The organism is Sinorhizobium sp. 22678 (assembly GCF_052044265.1).
GTDB classification, from domain to species: Bacteria; Pseudomonadota; Alphaproteobacteria; order Rhizobiales; family Rhizobiaceae; genus Sinorhizobium; species Sinorhizobium meliloti_A.
This window is the reverse complement of sequence record NZ_JBQEMS010000005.1, coordinates 299877-320867: the sequence shown is the minus strand read 5'-3', so window position 1 is coordinate 320867 and position 20991 is coordinate 299877. Positions and strand designations below refer to the sequence as shown.

At 61.7% G+C, this 20991-nt stretch carries 17 protein-coding genes and 2 pseudogenes; 9 read left to right on the top strand and 10 right to left on the bottom strand.

Translation table 11 applies throughout. The annotated features are described in order from the left end of the window. The first annotated feature begins 95 nt into the window (after positions 1 to 95). The 5 genes and pseudogenes from ACTJKL_RS10795 (at position 96) to ACTJKL_RS10775 (ending at position 5550) form a co-directional block, all read left to right on the top strand. Positions 96 to 1523, top strand: a complete 1428-nt coding sequence (locus ACTJKL_RS10795) for an ISNCY family transposase (RefSeq protein WP_440852859.1) — start codon at positions 96 to 98, stop codon at positions 1521 to 1523. A 294-nt stretch (positions 1524 to 1817) separates the two neighbouring features. Then, positions 1818 to 3169, top strand: a pseudogene (locus ACTJKL_RS10790) (ISNCY family transposase). Positions 3170 to 3447: 278 nt separating this feature from the next. Then, complete coding sequence (locus ACTJKL_RS10785; protein ID WP_440852858.1) at positions 3448 to 4449, top strand: IS30 family transposase; 1002 nt, start codon at positions 3448 to 3450, stop codon at positions 4447 to 4449. A 431-nt stretch (positions 4450 to 4880) separates the two neighbouring features. Then, complete coding sequence (locus tag ACTJKL_RS10780; protein ID WP_411933569.1) at positions 4881 to 5108, top strand: CopG family transcriptional regulator; 228 nt, start codon at positions 4881 to 4883, stop codon at positions 5106 to 5108. Next, a pseudogene (locus tag ACTJKL_RS10775) lies at positions 5105 to 5550 on the top strand (TA system VapC family ribonuclease toxin). Before ACTJKL_RS10780 ends, ACTJKL_RS10775 begins: the two are co-directional and overlap by 4 nt. On the opposite strand, the gene ACTJKL_RS10770 reads toward ACTJKL_RS10775, so the two are convergent. Beyond that, entirely contained in the window at positions 5547 to 6452 is a 906-nt protein-coding gene (locus ACTJKL_RS10770) for a LysR family transcriptional regulator (RefSeq protein ID WP_411933538.1), read from the bottom strand. The pseudogene ACTJKL_RS10775 and the gene ACTJKL_RS10770 sit on opposite strands and share 4 nt — an antisense overlap. 94 nt (positions 6453 to 6546) lie before the next feature. Between ACTJKL_RS10770 and ACTJKL_RS10765 the strand changes: the two genes are divergently transcribed. The 3 genes from ACTJKL_RS10765 (at position 6547) to ACTJKL_RS10755 (ending at position 9644) form a co-directional block, all read left to right on the top strand. Next, positions 6547 to 6873: a nuclear transport factor 2 family protein gene (locus tag ACTJKL_RS10765; RefSeq protein ID WP_440852857.1), complete on the top strand. Its 327-nt coding sequence runs from the start codon at positions 6547 to 6549 to the stop codon at positions 6871 to 6873. After that, positions 6870 to 7658 (top strand): SDR family oxidoreductase, encoded by a 789-nt coding sequence (locus tag ACTJKL_RS10760; protein WP_018099177.1) that lies wholly within the window; start codon positions 6870 to 6872, stop codon positions 7656 to 7658. Before ACTJKL_RS10765 ends, ACTJKL_RS10760 begins: the two co-directional genes overlap by 4 nt. 204 nt (positions 7659 to 7862) lie before the next feature. After that, on the top strand, positions 7863 to 9644 hold the full coding sequence (locus ACTJKL_RS10755; protein WP_411933541.1) for a monovalent cation:proton antiporter-2 (CPA2) family protein: 1782 nt from the start codon (positions 7863 to 7865) through the stop codon (positions 9642 to 9644). Between the two features lie 81 nt (positions 9645 to 9725). On the opposite strand, the gene ACTJKL_RS10750 is transcribed toward ACTJKL_RS10755, so the two are convergent. The 8 genes from ACTJKL_RS10750 to ACTJKL_RS10715 all read right to left on the bottom strand — a co-directional run bounded on the left by ACTJKL_RS10750 (position 9726) and on the right by ACTJKL_RS10715 (position 18134). Continuing rightward, positions 9726 to 11951 (bottom strand): xanthine dehydrogenase family protein molybdopterin-binding subunit, encoded by a 2226-nt coding sequence (locus tag ACTJKL_RS10750; RefSeq protein WP_440852856.1) that lies wholly within the window; start codon positions 11949 to 11951, stop codon positions 9726 to 9728. Further along, positions 11948 to 12925 (bottom strand): FAD binding domain-containing protein, encoded by a 978-nt coding sequence (locus ACTJKL_RS10745; protein WP_411933543.1) that lies wholly within the window; start codon positions 12923 to 12925, stop codon positions 11948 to 11950. The genes ACTJKL_RS10750 and ACTJKL_RS10745 overlap by 4 nt, the downstream gene beginning before the upstream one ends. Further along, complete coding sequence (locus ACTJKL_RS10740; RefSeq protein ID WP_411933544.1) at positions 12922 to 13545, bottom strand: (2Fe-2S)-binding protein; 624 nt, start codon at positions 13543 to 13545, stop codon at positions 12922 to 12924. Before ACTJKL_RS10740 ends, ACTJKL_RS10745 begins: the two co-directional genes overlap by 4 nt. 195 nt (positions 13546 to 13740) lie before the next feature. After that, positions 13741 to 14631, bottom strand: a complete 891-nt coding sequence (locus ACTJKL_RS10735) for a helix-turn-helix domain-containing protein (protein WP_411926713.1) — start codon at positions 14629 to 14631, stop codon at positions 13741 to 13743. Positions 14632 to 14909: 278 nt separating this feature from the next. Then, positions 14910 to 16172, bottom strand: a complete 1263-nt coding sequence (locus ACTJKL_RS10730) for a sensor histidine kinase (RefSeq protein ID WP_411933545.1) — start codon at positions 16170 to 16172, stop codon at positions 14910 to 14912. A gap of 4 nt (positions 16173 to 16176) precedes the next feature. After that, the gene (locus ACTJKL_RS10725; RefSeq protein ID WP_275599098.1) at positions 16177 to 16875 is read right to left on the bottom strand and encodes a response regulator; all 699 of its coding nucleotides are present in this window, start codon (positions 16873 to 16875) and stop codon (positions 16177 to 16179) included. Positions 16876 to 16911: 36 nt separating this feature from the next. After that, positions 16912 to 17463: a Spy/CpxP family protein refolding chaperone gene (locus tag ACTJKL_RS10720; RefSeq protein ID WP_411933546.1), complete on the bottom strand. Its 552-nt coding sequence runs from the start codon at positions 17461 to 17463 to the stop codon at positions 16912 to 16914. 134 nt (positions 17464 to 17597) lie between these two features. Further along, positions 17598 to 18134, bottom strand: coding sequence for a 3'-5' exonuclease (locus ACTJKL_RS10715; protein WP_100670313.1), 537 nt, complete (start codon positions 18132 to 18134; stop codon positions 17598 to 17600). A gap of 268 nt (positions 18135 to 18402) precedes the next feature. Between ACTJKL_RS10715 and ACTJKL_RS10710 the strand changes: the two genes are divergently transcribed. Beyond that, a complete protein-coding gene (locus ACTJKL_RS10710) occupies positions 18403 to 19149 on the top strand; it encodes a DUF899 domain-containing protein (RefSeq protein WP_018099166.1) in 747 nt (248 codons plus the stop codon). A 196-nt stretch (positions 19150 to 19345) separates the two neighbouring features. Here ACTJKL_RS10710 and groL read toward each other — a convergent pair whose 3' ends face one another. Beyond that, complete coding sequence (gene groL / locus ACTJKL_RS10705; RefSeq protein ID WP_411933547.1) at positions 19346 to 20974, bottom strand: chaperonin GroEL; 1629 nt, start codon at positions 20972 to 20974, stop codon at positions 19346 to 19348. Positions 20975 to 20991: the final 17 nt, after the last annotated feature.

Below are 20991 nucleotides of genomic sequence, written 5' to 3'. Positions count from 1 at the left end.
GTCGTCGCCTCTCGGGATGCTGGTCAAACGTCAACGTTTGGAAGGAAGACTGGCGACGTGAAGCGTGGTTGAGACCATGAGCGTTCGGAGTCGTCATGTCTTGTTTGATCACCATGTCGCAGAAGGAATTGCATCGTCTTGAACTCATACAGCGGATTCGCGGTGGCAGCCTGACCGTCGTCGAGGCGGCCGCGTTGCTTCGTCTCAGCCGCAGTCAGGTCCACCGGCTGTTGCAGGCCTATGACCTGGACGGCGCCGACGGTCTCGTGTCGAAGAAGCGCGGCCGTCCGAGCAACCGGCGTCATAGCGAGGATTTCCGCAACCTGGTGCTCGATCTGGTGCGTGAGCATTACGGGGATTTTGGACCAACGTTGGCGGCCGAGAAGCTGCTGGAGCGCCACCGGATTGCCGTCAGCAAGGAGACGCTGCGTCAGTGGATGATGGAAGTCGGCATCTGGGTGTCGCGACGCGAGCGCAAGAAGCGGGTCTTCCAGCCGCGCGGCCGGCGCGATTGTTTCGGCGAACTCGTTCAGATCGACGGCTCGCTTCATTGGTGGTTCGAAGGCCGCGGCCCCAAATGCGCCCTGCTCGTCTATATCGACGATGCCACCGGCAAGCTGTTGCACTTACGCTTCGCCGGATCGGAGAACACCTTCGACTATCTGCACGCGACGAAGGCCTACCTGCAGCAATGGGGCAAGCCGATCGCCTTCTATAGCGACAAGCATGGCGTCTTCCGCACCACCCATGCTTCCAAGAAGGACAGAACCAGTGGCCTGACGCAGTTCGGGCGAGCCCTTTATGAACTCAACATCGACATCATCTGCGCCAACACCCCGCAGGCCAAGGGACGCGTCGAGCGCGCCAACCAGACGCTGCAGGATCGCCTCGTCAAGGAACTGCGGCTGCGCGGCATCGACACGATCGCGGCGGCGAATGCCTATGCGCCGGAGTTCATGGCCGACTTCAATCGCCGCTTTGGCAAGGCGCCGCGCAATCCGAAGGACATGCATCGGCCGTTTGCCGCGCATGAGAACCTCGATGGCGCGATGTGCCGCAAGGAGATCCGCAAGCTGTCGCAGTCGCTGACGCTGCGCTATGACAAGGTGATGTTCATCCTCGATCCGACCGACCTCGCCACGGCGCTCGCCGGCAAGAAGGTCATTGTCTGCGACTATCCCGACGGTCGCCTCGAGGTCACCCATGAGGGGACGTCCCTGCCCTACAGAACCTTCGACACGCTGCGCTCGGTGCACCGCTGCGAGGTGGTTGAGAACAAGCGCCTTGATGACATGCTGGCGGTGGTGGCCGAGATGCAGGCCGGACGAGAGCAACAGCGCAGCAAGGGCGGGCCGCGCCGCACCGGCCAGACGGACCATATGTTCGGCATTCGCGACGGCAGCCAGAGCAATGGCTATCAAAAGCGCGGCACGAAGCCTGGCCGGAAGACGGATTTTACCAAGGATCCGGTGGTCATCGCCAAGCGCCAGCAAGCCCTTGCGCAGCTGAAAGCGGCGGAGTGATCGGGATGTCAAAGCTAAAGTTTATCTTGCAGCTGGAGCCATCCGCCGCCGACCGGGCTGCGCAACCCTGACCAGCTCCACCCGGCCGGCGGCTTGCGTCTCCGTACTTTTTAAATATAGCAACTTGCAAATGCAGTAGTAATGGATAGGATGTTGTCGCGTTTCTAAGTCGACTACTTTGTCTCATCTTTAAATAGCTGTGACATACAATTGTAGCCGCAAAGTTAAAGTGTCCTGTTTCTGCAAAGTAAGAATGTCACTCTCCCGGCGGTTTGACGGCGTGGGAGATTGCGGATGGGATTGATTGCGATGAGCGAGCGTGACCTGCAGCGCATTGAGGTTTTGTCGAAAGTGATCGCCGGACGCATGACGCTGGTTTCGGCAGCGCATGTCCTGGGCTTAAGCACGCGCCAGGTCCGCCGCTTGCTGGAGCGTATCCGGAGGGATGGTGCAGCATCGATCCGGCACAAGGCGATTGGTCGGCCATCGAACAATCGGATTTGCGACGGTGTGCGGGATTATGCCCTTGCGATCGTGCGCGAACGCTATGCGGACTTTGGTCCGAGCTTGGCAGCCGAGAAGCTTGCTGAGCGCGATGGTTTGCGGGTGTCGCGCGAGACGCTGCGCAGCTGGATGGCGGATGCCGGACTTTGGCTGTCGCGCAAGCAGCGACGGACGTTTCATCAGCCACGATTGCGACGTGAGGCCTATGGCGAACTGGTGCAGATCGACGGGTCGGAGCATCGCTGGTTCGAGGATCGCGGGCCGCCGTGCTCGCTTTTGGTGTTCGTCGATGATGCGACCGGCAAGTTGATGCAGTTGCGGTTCGTGCGCTCGGAAAGCGCGTTCACCTACTTTGAGGCGCTGGCGCTTTACCTTAGGCAACATGGGGCACCTGTGGCCTTTTACTCCGACAAACATTCGGTGTTTCGGGTGGCGAAGAAGGATGCCAAGGGTGCGGGCGTGCACTTTGCGAGCTAAACATCGAGATTCTTTGCGCAAATTCCAGTCAGGCCAAAGGTCGCGTCGAGCGGATGAACCGGACGCTGCAGGATCGGCTGGTCAAGGAATTAAGGCTGGCGGGTATCGACGGCATGGAGGCTGGCAATGCGTTTCTGCCTGGCTTCATGGAGCACTACAATGCGCGGTTTGCGGTTGTCCCTGCCCGACCCGATGATCTGCATCGGCCAATGAATCTGGCGCCCGATCGGCTCAAAGAGATCCTGTGCAAACGCGAGCAGCGCTATGTCGGATCGCAGCTGACGTTTTCGTTCGAGCGCCAGCGGATCATGCTTGAGGAGACCGATGTGACGCGCGGTTTGGCTGGTCGCTATGTCGAGACCTATGCCTATGCCGATGGTCGATTGGATGTGCGGTGGAAAGGCCATTGCCTGCCCTACCGGGTGTTCGATAAGGACCAGCGGGTGACGCATGCGGCGATCACCGAGAACAAGCGGCTTTCCGATGTGCTGGCCTACATCAAGGAGCGCCAGGACGAGCGGCCGCCGAAGGTGAAGACCAATAGCGAGAGGATCGGTTACAAACCGAGTGGCAGCAAGCCGGGACGTCGGACCGATTTCACGAACGATCCAGCGGTCATTGCCCGACGGCGACAAGCGCTCTCCGAGCTCGATGCGGCGGAATGATCCGCCGTCGCAAGGTCTCAAAGCTAAAGCGTTTGGTGCGTCTCACCCGCCCCCTCCCTTCCCTTGCAATCCGATCCAGCCGGTCCGGTCGGGGGCTTGCCTCAGTGCCAGTGGGGATGTCGCATGTCGCATTTCTAAATGGTTGGTGACGCACTCACAGTGACATTTTAACTTTGCGCAACAGCGGACATTTCAACCTGGCCGCCACATACAATTTATAGTTGTATGTTCTATTTTCAGGCGATGAAAACAATGGCTTGCCTCTTGGAGATTTTTGGATGTCGCTCTGCTATTCGCAGCTCACCCTTTTCGATCGCCGACGTTTGCATCAGCTCATGGAACGCAAGGTACCTGTCGGTGAGAACGCCCGCCAACTCGGTCGGCATCGATCAACGATCTATCGTGAGCTGAAGCGCACTACCTTTCATGATGCCGAGTTTCCGGAATACAGCGGCTATTACGGCGGCATCGCCAACGACATCTCGAAGGAGCGTCGGCAACGGCTTGGCAAGCTCAGGCGCCACCCGCAATTACGCGAACTTGTCATCGAGCAGCTGAAGGCGCTTTGGTCGCCGGAGCAGATCGCCGGTCGCCTGCTTGCCGATGGCGTAAGCGCCGTCCGTGTCTGCACCGAGACGATCTATCGCTTTATTTATGGCAAGGAAGATTATGCGCTGGAGCTCTTTCGGCATTTGCCGGAAGGCCGCCGCAAGCGCCGCCCACGCCGCGCCCGCAAGCCCCGTGACGGCTTGATCCCGTTTGACTGCAGGATCGCTCAACGTCCTGATTTTATTGCCGATCGCTCGCAGTTCGGCCATTGGGAGGGCGATCTCCTGATCTTCGAGCGCGCGCTCGGGAACGCCAATGTCACCTCGCTGGTCGAGCGCAAGAGCCGCTACACGGTGATGATCAAGAATGGCAGCCGCCACTCGCAACCGCTCATCGGCAAGATCGTCGATGCCCTTGCACCGCTGCCCGCCTTTGCCCGGCAGAGCTTCACTTTCGACCGCGGTACCGAGTTTCGCGGCTTCAGGGCTTTGGAAGATGGACTCGGCGCCAGGAGCTGGTTTTGCGATCCGAATTCACCTTGGCAGAAAGGCGCCGTCGAGAACGCCAACAAGCGTATCCGCCGCTTTGTGCCAAGCGATACGGATCTATCCGCCGTCAACCAGCAGCAGCTGGTCGCCCTTGCCCATCACATGAACTCGCTGCCGTGCAAGTGCCTGGGCTACCGCACACCGGCCGAAGTCTTCATGGCACATTTGCGCGAAAGTAGCTGATGCCCTACCCTTCACACGTCATTGTTGCACTTGGGTTCTCCACCGCAAAGTTAAAGTGTCCTGTTTCTGCAAAGTAAGAATGTCACTCTCCCGGCGTTTTGACGGCGGCCGCGTGGCCAAGGTAGCCAAGCGTCAGGTTCCTGAATTCCAGACAAGTGTTGTTCATCGCGTCCTCGATGATTGACAGCGACTGCATAGGTAATGTTATTACGTTCGCCAACCGGAAGCGTAACGTAAAAACATACTCACCAACCGAACCGCCGGCAGCGATGCCTCACGCGGAGACCCGTGTTTCGCGCAGAGAGGTGAGACTGTGATTTTTTCCGCCGTGAGCGGATCGGACCAATGACTGCGTCCCGTCGCATCCACCTTGAGAAGGCCGACCTCGTCCTTTATATGATGCGTGATGACTGATGCGCAACGAGGCCGGTATGAGAACGACCCTGGCAATCGACGACGATGTACTGATCGCCGCAAAGGCGATGGCAGCCCAGCAGCACCGGAGCGTCGGCGAAGTCATTTCCGAACTGGCTAGACGTTCTTTGCGCAGACCGCGCAGCAGCGGCGAGCGCAATGGAATTCCTCTCCTAACACCTCAGCCGGATGCTCCGCCAGTGACGCTCGAGATCGTCAACGCCTTGCGTGACGAACTGCCGTGACTTTCCTTCTCGACGTCAATGTGCTGATTGCCTTAATCGATCCGGGCCATGTTGCCCATGACGATGCGCACGAATGATTCGCAGCGACGGGTCAGGCCGCGTGGGCTACCTGCCCCACTACCGAAAACGGCGCCATCCGGATTGTCGGCAACCCCAAATATCCGAATTCTCCCGGTTCACCGTCACTCGTGATGGAGATCGTTGGCAAAATGCCGTCGCTCCCCGGGCACAGCTTTTGGCCGGACGATGTGAGCCTGTCGGGTCAGGTGATATCGCTCCCACGAAAATCCTAACTTCGGGGCAGGTAACTGACACCTATCTCCTTGCGCTCGCCAAGGCGCGTGGGGGGCAGCTGGCGACATTCGATCGCAAGCTCTCAGCAGCGGCGGTCACGAGGGGTAATTCTGCCTTGCACCTGATCACTGCAACTCGGGTTCGTTAATCACTATCTCGCCGCGCAAGCTCACGAGCGAGTTCCAGAAAAGCTCTAACCCCTGCCGAAAGATTCCGCCTTCCGGGGTAGTACAAGCAGAGACCCGGGTACGGCGGTGTCCAGTCTTCCAGCACTCGGATGACCCGCCCCGTCTTGATCTCCGGAAGAATGTCCTGTTCGAACAGGTAGCCGATGCCCGCACCGGCGAGCACAGCAGCCCGCGTGAGGCTGGCTTCATCGAGCGAGATCTGTCCCTCGACGTCGATCTGAACCTGCTCGCCGTCCTTCTCGAACCGCCAACGGTACGTCGAGCCGTCAGGTAGCCGGACGCGGATGCACTTGTGGGTAAGGAGATCCGGCGGCACCACAGGGACACAGTGCCTCTCGAAATATGCAGGAGACCCTACGACAGCGTGCCGTTGAGGCCGACCGAGCGAAACGGCGATCATGTCGGTGGGAACAAGTCCTGCGACTCTGACCCCCAGGTCGAACCCGTCCCGGACGATGTCGATCATCCTACCCTCCGTGACGATGTCAACGTTCATGTCGGGATATCGGCGCAGGAACTCGAGCACGAGCGGCGAGATGATCGCGCGCGCGGCGAACGGTGCCGCGTTGATCCTGATCGTTCCGGAAGGTGTTTCGCGCTGCTCGCGCACGGTTTCCAGTGCGGCGTGGAGATCCTGCAACGACGGAGCGACATGTTGAATGAACAGGCGCCCCGCATCCGTCAGCGAAACGCTCCGCGTGGTGCGGTTGAACAACCTGACTCCCAGTGCCGACTCCAGCCTGCCGATCGTATGGCTCAGCGCGGTGGTCGAGATACCGAGATCGATCGAAGCGGCGCGGAACGTCCCGCGCCGGGCGATGGCGACCGCAGCTTCCAGTTCCTTCAGGCTGGCCTGCTCCATTGTCCCGATCCCTTCATCAGCGCATGCAAGTTAATCCCACTTATTTGACCAATATCTGAGTGCTAGATTTTCTGCAAGCAAAGGAGAGACACTCATGATCCCGCCATTACCCAGACCCATCGCGGACTATGTCAAAGCCAACGCACTTCTCGACGTTGACGGCATGCTGAAGCCATTCAGCGCGGATACGGTCGTGCTGGACAACGGACGTCGTTACGAAGGCCATGCCGAACTGCGGAACCTGCTCGTCGAGGCTGCAGGTGTGAAGGCGATCTTCACTCCGGACAGTGTGCGTCATGAAAACCTTCAGGTCGTGGTTGAAGGATCCGTCTACGGTGACTTCAAACGCAGCCCGATCCGTTTCACCTATCGGTTTTCCCTCGAGAACGACGGGATAAAGGCTTTGGAGATCACGGCATGAACAGCAAAGTGGATCCAACCGAGTTTGCGGGGAAGCGTGTGCTGGTCAGCGGAGGCACCAAGGGCGCGGGCCGCGCCACTGTTGACCGCTTCCTGGCAGGAGGCGCCCGCGTGATTACCTCAGCCCGCGGAACACCAGAGTCCGTCGACAGCGTCGAGTTCGTCCGGGCAGACCTGAAGACGTCCGAGGGGGCAGCAACCTTGGCCAAGGCCGCCCTTGAGCGCTTTGGCGGCATCGACGTCCTGGCTCATGTTCTTGGCGGATCGTCGACACCAGGCGGAGGCTTCACTGCCCTTACAGACGACCACTGGCTGTCCGAACTGAACCTCAACCTCTTGGCGGCCGTCCGCCTTGATCGTTTTCTGATCCCGCAGATGATCGAACGCGGCAGCGGCGCGGTGGTTCACGTTACCTCCATCCAATCGGTGCTTCCCCTGCCCGATGCCACCACCGCCTACGCTTCCGCCAAGGCGGCGCTCAGGACCTACAGCAAGTCCATCTCCAAGGAGCTTGGTCCCAAGGGGGTTCGGGTCAATGTCGTCTCCCCCGGCTGGATCATGACGGAGTCCTCCGTCGACCTGCTGAAACGTCTACAGGCGGCCAATGGTGGTACGATCGAAGAGGCACGGCAGCTAGTCCTCGACAGCCTTGGCGGGATCCCGATCGGTCGTCCGGCCGACCCCCACGAAGTCGCCGACCTCATTGCCTATCTGGCCTCGGACCGTGCGGCCGCCATCCACGGCGCCGAGTTCGTCATCGACGGAGGCACCGTTCCGACCGTCTGAGGTGATCGTGCCGACGTCCGAATTCAAGGCGGACGTCGGCTGACGGCGTGGGAGATTGAGCGAGCGTGACGTGCAGCGAATTGAGGTTTTGTCGAAAGTGTTCGCGCTTGATTCAAACCTGGTTGAGTGGAAGGATGTCCCGGCCTCAACGGTCGCTGGTGCCGCTCTACGAGGCGCCCGTCATCTGGAAATTCGGAGCGAAATATGGCTGCTGAGTCCCACGGCATAGACCTGCTGCCGGTTATCGCCCTGCTTGGAGCTGCCGTCGTCGCGGCTCCGCTGTTCAAGCGTATCGGGCTCGGCTCTGTTCTCGGTTATCTCGCCGCCGGGATTGCCATCGGCCCCTTCGGCCTTCGGCTGCTCCAGGAGCCGTCATCCATTCTTCACGTCGCCGAATTGGGCGTGGTGATGTTCCTCTTCATCATCGGACTGGAGATGCGGCCCTCTCGCCTCTGGGGGCTTCGCCGCGAGATTTTCGGGCTGGGCATCGTACAGGTCGCCCTTTGCGCGATACTTCTGACGGGCGTCGGCGTTCTGACCGGCTTTCCGGTGGCCCCCTCCTTCGTCGCCGGCGCCGGCTTCGTGCTCACCTCGACTGCGATCGTCATGCAGTTGCTGGAGGAACGCCGAGAGATGGCGGCTCCGAAGGGACAACGCATCGTGTCGATTCTCCTCGTGGAGGATATGGCCATCGTGCCCTTGCTTGCGCTGGTCGCGTTCCTCGCGCCGATCGTGCCCGGAAGCGTTGCCGCGTCCGGGGGGATCGATTGGCTTTCCATCGCGATCGGACTTGCATCGATTGCAGGCCTGGTCCTCGCCGGGCGTTATCTGCTCAATCCGCTTTTCGGCCTCATTGCGAGCGTCGAGGCCAGGGAGGTGATGACGGCGGCAGCGCTGATGGTTGTGCTCGGGTCGGCCTATGTCATGCAGCTCGGCGGTCTCTCCATGGCGATGGGTGCGTTCCTCGCCGGTGTCCTGCTGTCGGAGTCGACGTTCAGGCATCAGCTCGAGGCTGATGTGGAACCGTTCCGGGGCATTCTGCTCGGCCTCTTCTTTCTTGCGGTCGGGATGTCGCTCGATCTTAGCGTCATCGCTCGCAACTGGGCGATGATCCTCTTCTACGTGGTCGCCTACATGGTCGTAAAAGCCATTGTCATCTACCTTGTGGCGCGGCTCTTCAGGGCGTCCAATTGGGAGGCGATCGAGCGTGCGGTTTTCATGGCGCAGGGCGGCGAGTTCGCCTTCGTGCTCTACGCCGCGGCCCTCGGCACCGGCATTATCAGCGGCGAAGAGAACGCCATACTGACGGCGATCATCATCGTCTCGATGATGGTGACGCCGTTGCTGATCGCGGCGCTGCGTCTCGTGGAGAGGAACATTCCGCTGTCGACGGATGGCGTCGAGCGGCCCGAGAACCTCAGCGGCAATGTCCTGATCATCGGTTTCGGCCGTGTCGGCCAGATCGTGAGCCAGGTCCTTCTGACACGAGGTCACGTCATCTCCATCATCGATACCGACGTGGAGATGATCAACACAGCCCGCGAATTCGATTTCAAAGTTTATTACGGTGATGGCAAGCGCCTCGACATCCTCCATGCGGCGGGCGCCGAGCGCGCTAATGCGATCGTGGTCTGCGTGGACAAGGCGGACGACGCCACGAGAATCGTAGAGCTCATCAAGGCCGAGTTCCCTCTCGTCCCGGTTCTCGCGCGTGCCTCGGACCGGCGGCACGCGCTGGATCTTATCGGCGCGGGCGCCGATTTCCACATTCGTGAGACATTCGAATCCTCGCTGGTTCTCGGGCAGAAAACACTGGAGGCCTTGGGAGCTGATCTGCCCGAGGTCGCCGAAATCATCGAGAAGGTTCGGCAGCGGGACGAGAAGCGGCTCGAGCTCGAATTGGTCGGCGGCCTCTATGCCGGGCGGCCGCTCTTCAGCGGCAAATTGGAGCCGGTGGAAGTGGTGCCGCCTGGCGGTTCTGCGTGAAGGAAGCAAGAGGCAGCGTCGAAGCGGCGATCCTCATTCCCGTGTCGCGCACAGGAATGAGGAGAAGAAAGCGGCTACATTCTACAGCAGGCTCTCGATCATGATCGGCAGTTCATGCACCCGCCTTCCGGTTGCGTGATGAATGGCGTTCGAAACCGCCGCCGACATTCCCACAAGCGCGATTTCACCGAGCCCCTTTACCCCCAGCGGATTGACGATCGTGTCTTCCTCATCGACGAAGTGGGCTTCGATATGCGGCGTATCGAGGTTCACCGGCACGAGATAATCGGCCATGTGCGCATTGATCGGACGCCCGTTGCGCCTGTCGAGCACCGTTCGTTCCATGATGGCCATGCCGATGCCGCCGATCATGCCTCCGATACACTGGCTCGTCGCAAGCTTCGGGTTGACGACCCGGCCCACTCCGTAGGCGCCAAGGGCTCGCCTGACCTTGATCGTCTTCACGTCGGGATCGATGGCAACTTCGGCAAAGACCGCGCCGAATGAATGCATGGAATATTTCTGTCCGGTTTCGCCGTCTCGCGCGGCAGTCCCCTCCCCGACGAGCGGGCTCTCCCCGCCAAAGGACACGAGCTCGGCATAGGTGACGCCTCGATCGGACCGGCCTTTCACGAACAGCATGCCATCGCGCCATTCCAGCGCTTCCGGCGATTGCCCGGCAAGCCCCGCATTGCCTCCGCCTTTTGCGGCAAGCACGGCCGCCTTCGCCTGAAGATCGAGGCATGCGGCTCTGATCGCGGAGCCGACAGACGCCATGGTCATCGACCCACCATGGGGCGGCGTCGCCGGAAAATCGGAGCGGCCAAGAGAAAACCTGATTCTCTCGACGGGAATTCCCAGATATTCCGCGGCGACCTGCGTCATCGAGGTGTAGGTGCCCGGCCCCATGTCGCTTGCCGCCGCCTCCACCTCCACCGCCCCGTCGGGGAGAAGTCTTACTCGGGCGTTTGCCGGGGCAAACAGGCATGGATAAGACGCGTTGGCCATCCCATAACCGATCAGAAGGCGCCCGTCCCGCATCGAGCCCGGCTCGGGCGTCCGGCGACTCCAGCCAAAGCGCTCGGCTCCGAGATCGTAGCATTTCAGCATCGATCGGCTGGAGAACGGAACCTGCCGCCCTTCGTCGATCTGCGGCTCGTTGATCCGCCGCAAGTCGATCGGATCCATCTGAAGCTTGTAGGCCAGTTCGTCGATCGCACATTCGAGCGCGTGGATACCGCTCGCCTCGCCGGGGCCCCGCATATAGGTCGGTGTGCTGGCGTCCAGGGGAATGAGACGATAGCTCGTGCGCACGTTCGGGCAGGAATACATGAAGCTCGTCACGGACGTGAGCGCCTCCATGAACTCCTCGTAACGACTCGTCTCCCCTGCCCCTTCGTGGACGATACCGATGAGCTTGCCGTCGGCCTGCGCCCCCAGGGCGATGCGCTGTAGCGTGTAAGGCCGATGCCCCGTTGCGAAGAACATCTGTTTACGGGTGAGCACGAGCTTTACCGGACGGTTGACGTGCCGCGCGGCCAGAGCCGCCAGGGTAACGTGCGGCCAGGTTCTCAGGCTGGTGCCGAACGCACCGCCGATGAACGGACAGTTCACCTGCACGTTTTCCGGCGGAAGCCCGAAAATGGCGGCGATCTCCGCCTGCTCGTTGACGACGAACTGGCTTTTGCTCCACAGCGTCAGGCGGTCGCCGTTCCAGGCGGCGATCGTCGCGTGCGGCTCCATCGGGTTGTGGTTCTCACGCGCAATGACATATTCCGCCTCGACCTTCACGGCCGCGGTTTCGAGCGCCTTGTCGGCATCTCCGCGGGCGAGATCGGCTTCGGCCCGGGCACCCGGCCGGCGCGCGACGGCCGGGATGACCCGCTCGCCGGCATGTGCATCGACCTGCGGCTGGCGAGCGGAGTAGGTAACCTTGAGGGCATTGGCCGCATGCTCCGCCTGATCGAGCGTCTCGGCGACGACGATGGCGACCGGTTCTCCGAAGAAGCGTACCTCGGAGCCCTGCAGCACGTGAAGCCGTTCTCCCGCCGGCGGGTCGATAGGCCCTCGGTGTTCGTTGTAGGCAAGCCGCTGCGCGTTGATGTGGCTTATCACAGCCACGACGCCCGGCATTTTCTCAACTGCTGCGCTGTCAATCGATTCTATTCGACCGAGCCCGACAGTACTGCCCACGATGACTGCGTGGGCTTGGCCTTCCTGGTTGAACTCGGCCGCGTATGTGGCCTGGCCAGTGACCTTCAGGCGGCCGTCGATGCGCGACAAGGATTTACCGATAGCCGTCGTCATGCCACATCTCCTGCCATTTCGAGTGCTCGTACGATCGTTGCGGGAAGGAGTTTCACCTTGAACCCGTTGTGGGAGAGAGGACGCGTCTCCTCGGTCGAAACCGCCGCCGCGATCTCGTAGCTGGCGCGAGCGGCGGGTTTTCCCACCAGCGCCTGCTCGACAGCGTTCATGCGCCACGGGCGGGTGCCCACGCCCCCCGCAGCGATGCGGACCTCTTTGATTGTTCCGTTCTCCACATGAAGAGCCGCCGCCGCCGATACGAGGGCAAACTCGTAGGAGGATCGGTCCCTGACCTTCAGGTAGCGCGCCTTTTTCGCATAGGGGCCGTTTGGGATCTGGACCTCCACGATGAGTTCGCCTGGTTCCAGCGTGTGCTCGAGATGAGGCGTCGACTCCGGAAGCCGGAAGAGCTCCTCTACCGGAATGGTTCGCTCGCCGGCCGGCCCCTTCAAGGAGAGCGTCGCGCCCAGCGCGACGAGAGAAACGGCCAGGTCGGATGGATGTGTGGCGACGCAGTGCTCGCTGGTGCCGAGAATTGCATGGCCGGCGTTCAGGCCGTCGATTGCCGAGCATCCCGAGCCCGGTACGCGCTTGTTGCAAGGCGCGTCCAGCATGCGGAAATAGGGACAGCGGACCCGCTGCAGCAGATTGCCGCCGATCGACGCCACGTTGCGGAGCTGCGGCGATGCACCCTCGGTCAACGTTTCCGAAATGAGCGGCTGCAATCTGCGCACGTCCTGATTGGCGGCGACCTCGGACATGCGCGCCAGCGCGCCGATGACGATCGCCTCATCCGTAGCCCGGATGTAATTCAGCGGCAGCCTGTTGATGTCCACGATCTTTTCCGGCGTCTCCACCTCCTCGCGCATCAGGTCGACGAGGGTCGTCCCGCCGGCAAGATATCTGGCTCCGGCAGCGGCTGCGGCGATCGCTTCGGACTCGCTGACCGCCCGTTGAAAGTCGAAGGGTCTCATGTACGATCCTCCTTGGCAGCCTGGGCGACGGCCGCTACGATCCCGGGATAGGCGCCGCAGCGACAGATGTTGCCGCTCATCCAGTAGCTGATCTCCTCGGCCGAGGACGCATGACCCTCGCTGATGCAGCCGAGCCCCGACATGATTTGTCCCGATGTGCAATAGCCGCATTGAAAGGCGTCATGCTCGATGAAGGCCTCCTGCAGCGGATGCAGCGCCTCTCCCTCCGCGACGCCCTCGATGGTCGTGATCTTCGCCCCGTCATGCATGACGGCGAGCGCCAGGCAGGCATTGACGCGCCGGCCGTCTATCAGCACGGTGCAGGCTCCGCACGCACCCTGGTTGCACCCTTTTTTGGTCCCGGTCAGAGAGAGCCTCTCCCTCAGCATATCCAGAACCGACAAGCGGGGATCGACGACCAGCTGATGGACTCGACCGTTCACGGTCACTTCCAACGGCAGCGTGTGGGTAGGAAGCGCGGGCGTTGCGGTTGAATCCGCTGCTGCCCCGGTTGGGAGCGGCAGCGCCGCAAAGGCCACGGCCCCGGCGGTTGCCTGAAGCGCTTCTCGGCGTGACATGGCAAGACCTAGCGGATGCGATTCTGCTGTTTCGTCAGTCATGAAAGGTCCCCTTCAGCTCAGTAATGGCGATAGAGGATAGGACGTGCGCCGCGGCTTCACTGTTCCGGTCTTTCGGAATTGTTCGGATCTTGCTGTGACGATCAAGGACTGCGGCGTGAGTCAGCCATCAGCCGTCAAGCTGCGCAAATACAGGCATCGCTGAGGCATTCCGCCAATGAGACCGGTGCAAGCCTGTCAGAGCCGACGGCGAAACTCGGTCGGTGTGATCCCCACCGCTTTTCGAAAGCTAGCGGCGAAAGCGGATTGTGTTTCATAGCCCACGGCCAGAGCGATATCGTTGACGCGCAGCTTCATATCTCCCAGCAGCGTCTTGGCGTAGGCGATGCGCTGGCGAGTCAACCATCCGTATGGCGTCTGTCCGGTGGCCATACGGAAGGCCGTACAGAAGTGGAATCGGCTCAAGTTTACCAGGTCCGCCAGTTCCTGAATTCGGATATCCTCCGCCATATTCTCGCGCATATAGCCGGTGACGCGCTTGACCTGCCAACCCGAAAGACCACGCTGTGGTCCAGGCGAGATAGGCATTGAAGTTGCGGAATGAGCCCTGAGGAGCTGAAGACAGACAAGGTCGAGGAGCTGATCGATGTACAAGTGGGAGATCGCGTCTCCCGAATTTATCTCGTCGTTGATCAAGGCCATGATGGTGAACAGTTTGGGATCGTTGAAGTTGACGCGGTCAAGCAGCTCGGGCTCTCGGCCATTTCCCACCTGATCCGCGCTGGCCAGAAGGCGCTTGTGACCCAGGAAAATGTTCGAGACCTCGACAGGGCCGTCGGCGCGCCAAAATCCACCGTGGCCTCTTGGTGCCAACGTGATCGTCCCCATAGCCGCGGGAGCGGAAATCGTCTGACCGCCGATCTTCACCGAGGCCATGCCCTGCCCGGAGTATTTCGCAGAGAGCACATGATCCTTCAGCGGCGGCAGATCATACTCGAACGGTTTGTTCCACCACCGGCCCACCAGTCGCGTATCATCCGAAAACACCTCCGGAACAAGGGGTGGCGATAAGCCCCGCTGCAAACGACGAATGTGGGCCGTCGTATCCGCAAGCGCTTTCCCGCCCATGGCCGTCCTCTCTTCTTCAATCTACAGCTAATCCAAGCTTCGCGGACGCTAGCATTGCTCGAATATTTGCAAAACATACAGTTTGGTGAAGTGTCGGCTTGTGTTGGCGGCAGCGTGTACTTGCACGAGGCGGTTAACGGCGCGTGACGCGACTTTGCACATAAACGTGCATCGCCACTTTGCCGCATTCCAACTGCCGCGTCGAGGTGCCCCGAGCTTTCGAAAAGAGTGTCCTGCCCCTCTCTCCGAAGTTTGCACGCGGTGGCGACCCCGGCGCCTTACCGCTCGCTCACAGTCTTGCTTTGCACCGGCAGCGTCACGACGAAGCAGGCGCCACCGTTCGGCGGAGCTTCGTAGCGGACGGCGCCGCCGTGACGTTCGGCTATCTGGCGCACCAGCGCCAGTCCCAAACCCCAGCCGCCCGCAGCCTCGCTGCGTCCCGACGGGCGGTAGAATGGCTCGAAAACGCGGTGCCTCTCGCTATCCGCTATGCCGGGCCCGTGATCGCGGACCCTGAGGATCGCAGCACCGTCCGCCGGCGCGACAGCGGCTGTGACAGGTGGACCGCCGTGGTGCAGCGCGTTGTGCAGGAGGTTGCGCACGAGCCTGCGAAGCAGGCGAGCATCGCCTGCGACGATCGCAGGCATTCCGGAAACCTCGACATCGTTGCGCGCGCCCTCTTCCGAGACGAGAGCCAGAAGGTCGACGGACTCCAGCGCATCGAGCTTCTCGACGTGGTCCAGCCTGCTTGCCAGGAGGATCTCCTCGATCAGCGTGTCCAGCTCGGAAAGATTACGGATGATTTCCTGCTTACGATCGTCGTTCGGCGCCTGCTCATAGAGGTCAATCGCCATGCGCAGGCGCGCAAGCGGCGAGCGCAATTCATGGCTGGCATTGGCGAGCAACGCCCGGTGCGACTTGATCAGCCGCTCGACATGGTCGGCGGCTCTGTTGAAGCTCTTGGCCACCGCCGCCACCTCGTCGCTGCCGTCTTCCGGCACGCGAGCCACTAGATCGCCCTTGCCCCAGGCATCCACGCCCACGCGCAGCCGCTCCAGCCGGCGAGTCAGGTGACGCACCATCGGATAGGCGGCCAGCCCGATGACACCGGCGATCAAAACGAGGTAGGCGAGCGGATTGCGGCCGGAGGGACGCAAGGGCCGTTCCAGGCGCGCAGCCACGGTACGGCCGTCGGGCAGTTCGGTCACCATGGTGTGAAAATTGCCCGGGCCGTGGCGCCAAGTCTGGTCGAGAATGTCGCGCGGAAGCGGGCTGCCGGCGCTTGCGATCAGCCCGCCGCGCGGGTCGAATACGGCAATGTCGGCATTGAAGGCGCGTGAAAACCGCTCAATGGTCGCCTCGACGGTCCGGTTGTCCATGTCCGGCGGAATGAGCGCGGCGACGAACCGGGCGCGCTGGCTTTCCCAACCGGATTCCTCCTCGCCCTGCCCGAGCCATACGAATGCGGCGCTGGCGACGGCAACCGCAGCAAGGCTCGCGAGCAGTGTCAGGTAGATTTTCAGGAACAGCCGGCTGCGCATCGCTCTATCTCATATCGTCCTGATAGCGGGCGAAGACATAGCCGGCGCCGCGCACTGTTATGATGCGCTTCGGATGCTTGGGGTCGCTCTCGATGGCCGCCCTGATGCGCGAGATGTGAACGTCGATCGAGCGGTCGAAAGCATCCAGCTCCTCGCCCTTGACCGCATCCATCAACTGTTCGCGCGAGAGCGTGCGGCCGGGATTTTCGGCGAGGGCCACAAGCAGGTCGAACTGGTAGCTCGTCAGCGTACACTCGCGGTCGTCGATCCTGACGGAGCGAGAACCGGGATCGATCTCCAGCCGTCCGAAGCGAAGGGACCGCGTAACCGCGGCGCTGCCGTTTCGGCGGCGCAGAATAGCCTTCAGCCGTGCCAGAAGCTCGCGCGGATTGAAGGGCTTGGGCAGATAATCGTCAGCCCCGAGCTCCAGCCCGACGATGCGATCCGTCTCCTCGCCTTTGGCCGTGAGCATCAGGATGGGGACGTCCGATACCGCGCGTATGCGTCGGCAGGTCTCGAAGCCGTCGAAATCCGGCAGCATGACGTCGAGGATGACGACGTCAGGGTTGCGGCGCCCGAGCTCGGCGATGCCCGCCGTGGCGGTCGCCGCGGTATCGACGGTGTAGCCGTTTCCGGAGAGATAGTCGGAGAGCATGGCGGACAGGCGCGTGTCGTCGTCAACAATCAAGACCCGTTCCGCCATCCCTGCGCTCCGCTCAATCTTCTGCCCGACTCATATTTACCACCGGCCGTGGCCCCTGCGCTCTTTCAAATGCTTGACGAGCTTGACGCGCTGCTCCGGCGTCAGCACTTCGGCCGCGTCGAGCAGCGCGATCGTCATCTTGCGTGAGGCCTCGTCAATGGCTGCAATGCGTTCGCTGCGAAGTTTCTCGGCGGCGGCCCGGTCGATGCCCGGCGCGCCCAAGAGTTCGATAACCTCCTCGCGCGTCTCGCGGAAGTCCCGGAAAGTCGGCCTGATCTCGGCGCGGGCATTGTCGATGATGTCCCAAAGCTTGTCTTCCTGTTCGGGTGTCGCGTCGAGCTCGTCGAGCATGGTGCCGATCCGGTGTTCCATAAAGCCGCCACCTCCCATATGCGCCTGCATTACATGGCCGCCCATGCCGAAACGGCCCATGCCGAAGCCGAAATCGTCGCTGCGCGCGGCTGCAAATCCCACCGCGCTGACGGCCGCGACGGCTGCGAGGCCGCCGATCGCCGCGTGCCGTCCCCATCCTTTCGAAACGGCTTTGCCGGCGCCCGGGCCCGACAGGTCCTTTTCTTCGTTGTCCATTGCCAGTCTCCTTTGCTCCGCAGCACCTACTGCGATGGAGAAAAGCTAACCGGACAACGTTTCGACCGTTCTGGGCGAATGTAAAGAAATGTAAAGCCGCCGCTGCGCCGTAAACTGGAGGACGCGAGCACGAGCTACACCGATCCCGCACGCTCCGCCGCCGCCTCGGCGACCAGCCTCAATCGATCCAGCTCGAGGCGCGCATCGGGAAGCGCTCTATGGACGGGCGACGGTCCGGTTGCGCCGATGACGCCGAGGACCAGGTCCGATATCTCCTTATCCGAAAACCTCTCGCCCATCTTGCGCCGTGCCGCATCGAAGAAGGCCTCGTCGGACCTTTTCAGCCGTAGAGCGTGTCTTGGCAGCCCGGCGGCTCTCAACAGCACGCTCAGCCATTTGCCGTCCCAGGAGGGTGCGCTGGCATAGAGCTGGTGTCCGGCAAGCTCACGGATCATTTCTTCGGCGATGAACGCGACAGGGAGCCCCTCCGCGCGAAGCAGATCCTTCGATATGCCATGGACTTCCTCGGCTTCGTCGGACCAGTCGATCCAATCCGGAGCCGGCTGTATCAGATAGGAACGCGAGCGGCCGTCCTGGAAGACCCAGGCGACCTCTATGGGGAAGCTTTTCTTGTTCAGAGACGATGCTTCGAAATCCAGGAATACGATCATTCGCGGCCACGTTCTTCCAATGCACCAACGTAATCTAGGTCAGTCCCGCTCGATCGACATGTCCAGGGGATCTCACGCGATATGTCGGAATGCGCGGCCGCCAGCAGCTCCGATGGAATGGCGCCACACTTGTTACTCCCACCATCGGCGTTCCGGTGCCAAACTACTTCAAGCCCGACAGTCAGGCGATGGCGCGGTCGGGATCGCGCCTCCAAGAGGCGCCAATGCGTACAGATTGCCAAAGCGCACAAACTGGAGGTGCCGAGCCATGACGAAACCGATGCACACGCCACCCGTCGTCCCGCCGCAGGCTTGGGAGGCTGCGCGCGAGCAGCTCCTCGTCAAGGAAAAGGCACTGACCCGGGCGCGCGACGCGCTGGCCGCCGAGCGCCGGCGGATGCCATGGATGGCTGTAGAGAAGGAATATGCGTTCGAAGGCCCCGCGGGGAAGGTCAGCCTCGTCGACCTGTTCGACGGTCGCCGTCAGCTGATCGTCTACCGCGCCTTCTTTGAACCGGGCGTTTTCGGCTGGCCCGACCACGCCTGCAGAGGCTGCTCTATGGTGGCCGATCAGGTGGCGCACCTCGCCCACCTGAACGCCCGTGACACAACTCTCGTTTTCGTCTCGCGGGCGCCCCAGGCGGACATCGCCCGGCTGAAGGCGAGCATGGGATGGCAGATCCCGTGGTTTACGGTGACAGACAGCTTCGACGCCGATTTCGGGGTGGACGAGTGGCACGGCACGAACGTGTTCTATCGCGACGGTGACCGCGTTTTCCGTACCTACTTCATCAACAATCGCGGCGACGAGCAGATGGGCAGCACGTGGAATTACCTCGACATCACGCCGCTCGGCCGGCAGGAAGTCTGGGAGGATTCGCCCGAGGGCTATCCGCAGACCCCGACCTACAAGTGGTGGAACTGGCACGACAGCTACGTCAAAGACGCCGAGCCGGACAAGAAGTGGGTCGAGGTGTCGGACGCCGGAGAGGCGGCGTTCCGGAACCAGGACTAGATCGGGGCGACCTTGGGCCGAAAGAACGCTTCCCGCGCCGCAGACGCGGCGCGGCCCTCATCTCCGTGACAAGCACAGAGATGATGAAGAGGAGAGATTGCAGTCCTCCGACGCGTTCGAGCGGTTTGAGGAAAAGTATGTTTCCGCCCGGAAGGGAGGCCCGCCCCCGAGGGCAAGGGCGGGCCTGATCGATCGCTTAGAAGTCCATGCCGCCGCCCGCCGGAAGCGCCGGTGCGGCTTCCTTCTTGGGCTTTTCTGCGATCATGGCTTCGGTCGTAACGAGAAGACCGGCGACCGACGCTGCGTCCTGAAGCGCGGTGCGGACGACCTTGGCCGGGTCGATGACGCCCATGGCATAGAGATCGCCATATTCGTTGGTCTGGGCATTCCAGCCATAGGAGAACTCCGCCTTCTCGCGCAGCTTGCCGACGATGATAGAGCCCTCGGCTCCGGCGTTTTCCGCAATCTGGCGGACGGGGGCTTCGATAGCGCGGCGCACGAGATCGATCCCGACGCGCTGATCGTTGTTGGCGGTCTTAAGGCCGTCGAGAGCCTTAACCGCCCGCAGCAATGCGACGCCACCGCCGGGCAGGATCCCTTCCTCGACTGCCGCCCGCGTCGCATGCAAGGCGTCGTCGACGCGGTCCTTCTTTTCCTTCACCTCGACTTCGGTAGAGCCGCCTACGCGGATCACCGCGACGCCGCCGGCGAGCTTGGCAAGGCGCTCCTGCAGCTTCTCGCGATCGTAGTCGGAGGTCGTTTCCTCAATCTGGGCGCGGATCTGCGTGGTACGGCCCTCGATCTCGGCCTTGGAACCCGCACCGTCGACGATGGTGGTGTTCTCCTTTTCGATCGAGACTTTCTTGGCCCGGCCCAGCATGTTTAGCGTGACGCTTTCAAGCTTGATGCCGAGGTCTTCCGAGACGACGGTGCCGCCGGTCAGGATGGCGATGTCTTCCAGCATGGCCTTGCGGCGGTCGCCGAAGCCGGGCGCCTTGACGGCCGCAACCTTGAGGCCGCCGCGCAGCTTGTTGACCACGAGGGTGGCGAGCGCCTCGCCTTCCACATCCTCGGCGATGATAAGGAGCGGTTTGCCGGACTGTACGACGGCTTCGAGCACCGGCAGCATGGCCTGCAGGTTCGAAAGCTTCTTTTCGTGGATGAGGATATAGGGGTCCTCCAGTTCCACGCGCATCTTGTCCTGATTGGTAATGAAATAGGGCGAGAGATAGCCGCGGTCGAACTGCATGCCCTCGACGACCTCGAGTTCAGTCTCGGCCGTCTTGGCCTCCTCGACCGTGATCACCCCTTCATTGCCGACCTTCTCCATGGCCTCGGCAAGATAGCGTCCGATCTCAGTGTCGCCGTTGGCGGAAATGGTGCCGACCTGGGCGATCTCGGAATTCTTGGAGATCTTCCTGGCGTTGTTCTTCAATTCCTTCACGACCGCATCGACTGCGAGATCGATGCCGCGCTTCAAGTCCATCGGGTTCATGCCGGAGGCGACGGCCTTGGCACCTTCCCGGACGATTGCCTGTGCGAGCACGGTTGCAGTCGTCGTTCCGTCCCCGGCAAGGTCGTTGGTCTTGGATGCGACTTCGCGCAGCATCTGCGCGCCCATATTCTCGAACTTGTCCTCGAGTTCGATTTCCTTGGCGACGGAGACGCCGTCCTTGGTGATCCGCGGCGCACCGAACGACTTGTCGATGACGACGTTACGGCCCTTCGGGCCGAGGGTTACCTTTACGGCATTGGCCAGCACATCGACACCACGCAGCATGCGCTCGCGTGCGTCGGTCTGAAATTTGACTTCCTTCGCAGCCATTTCTTCACTCCTCAATA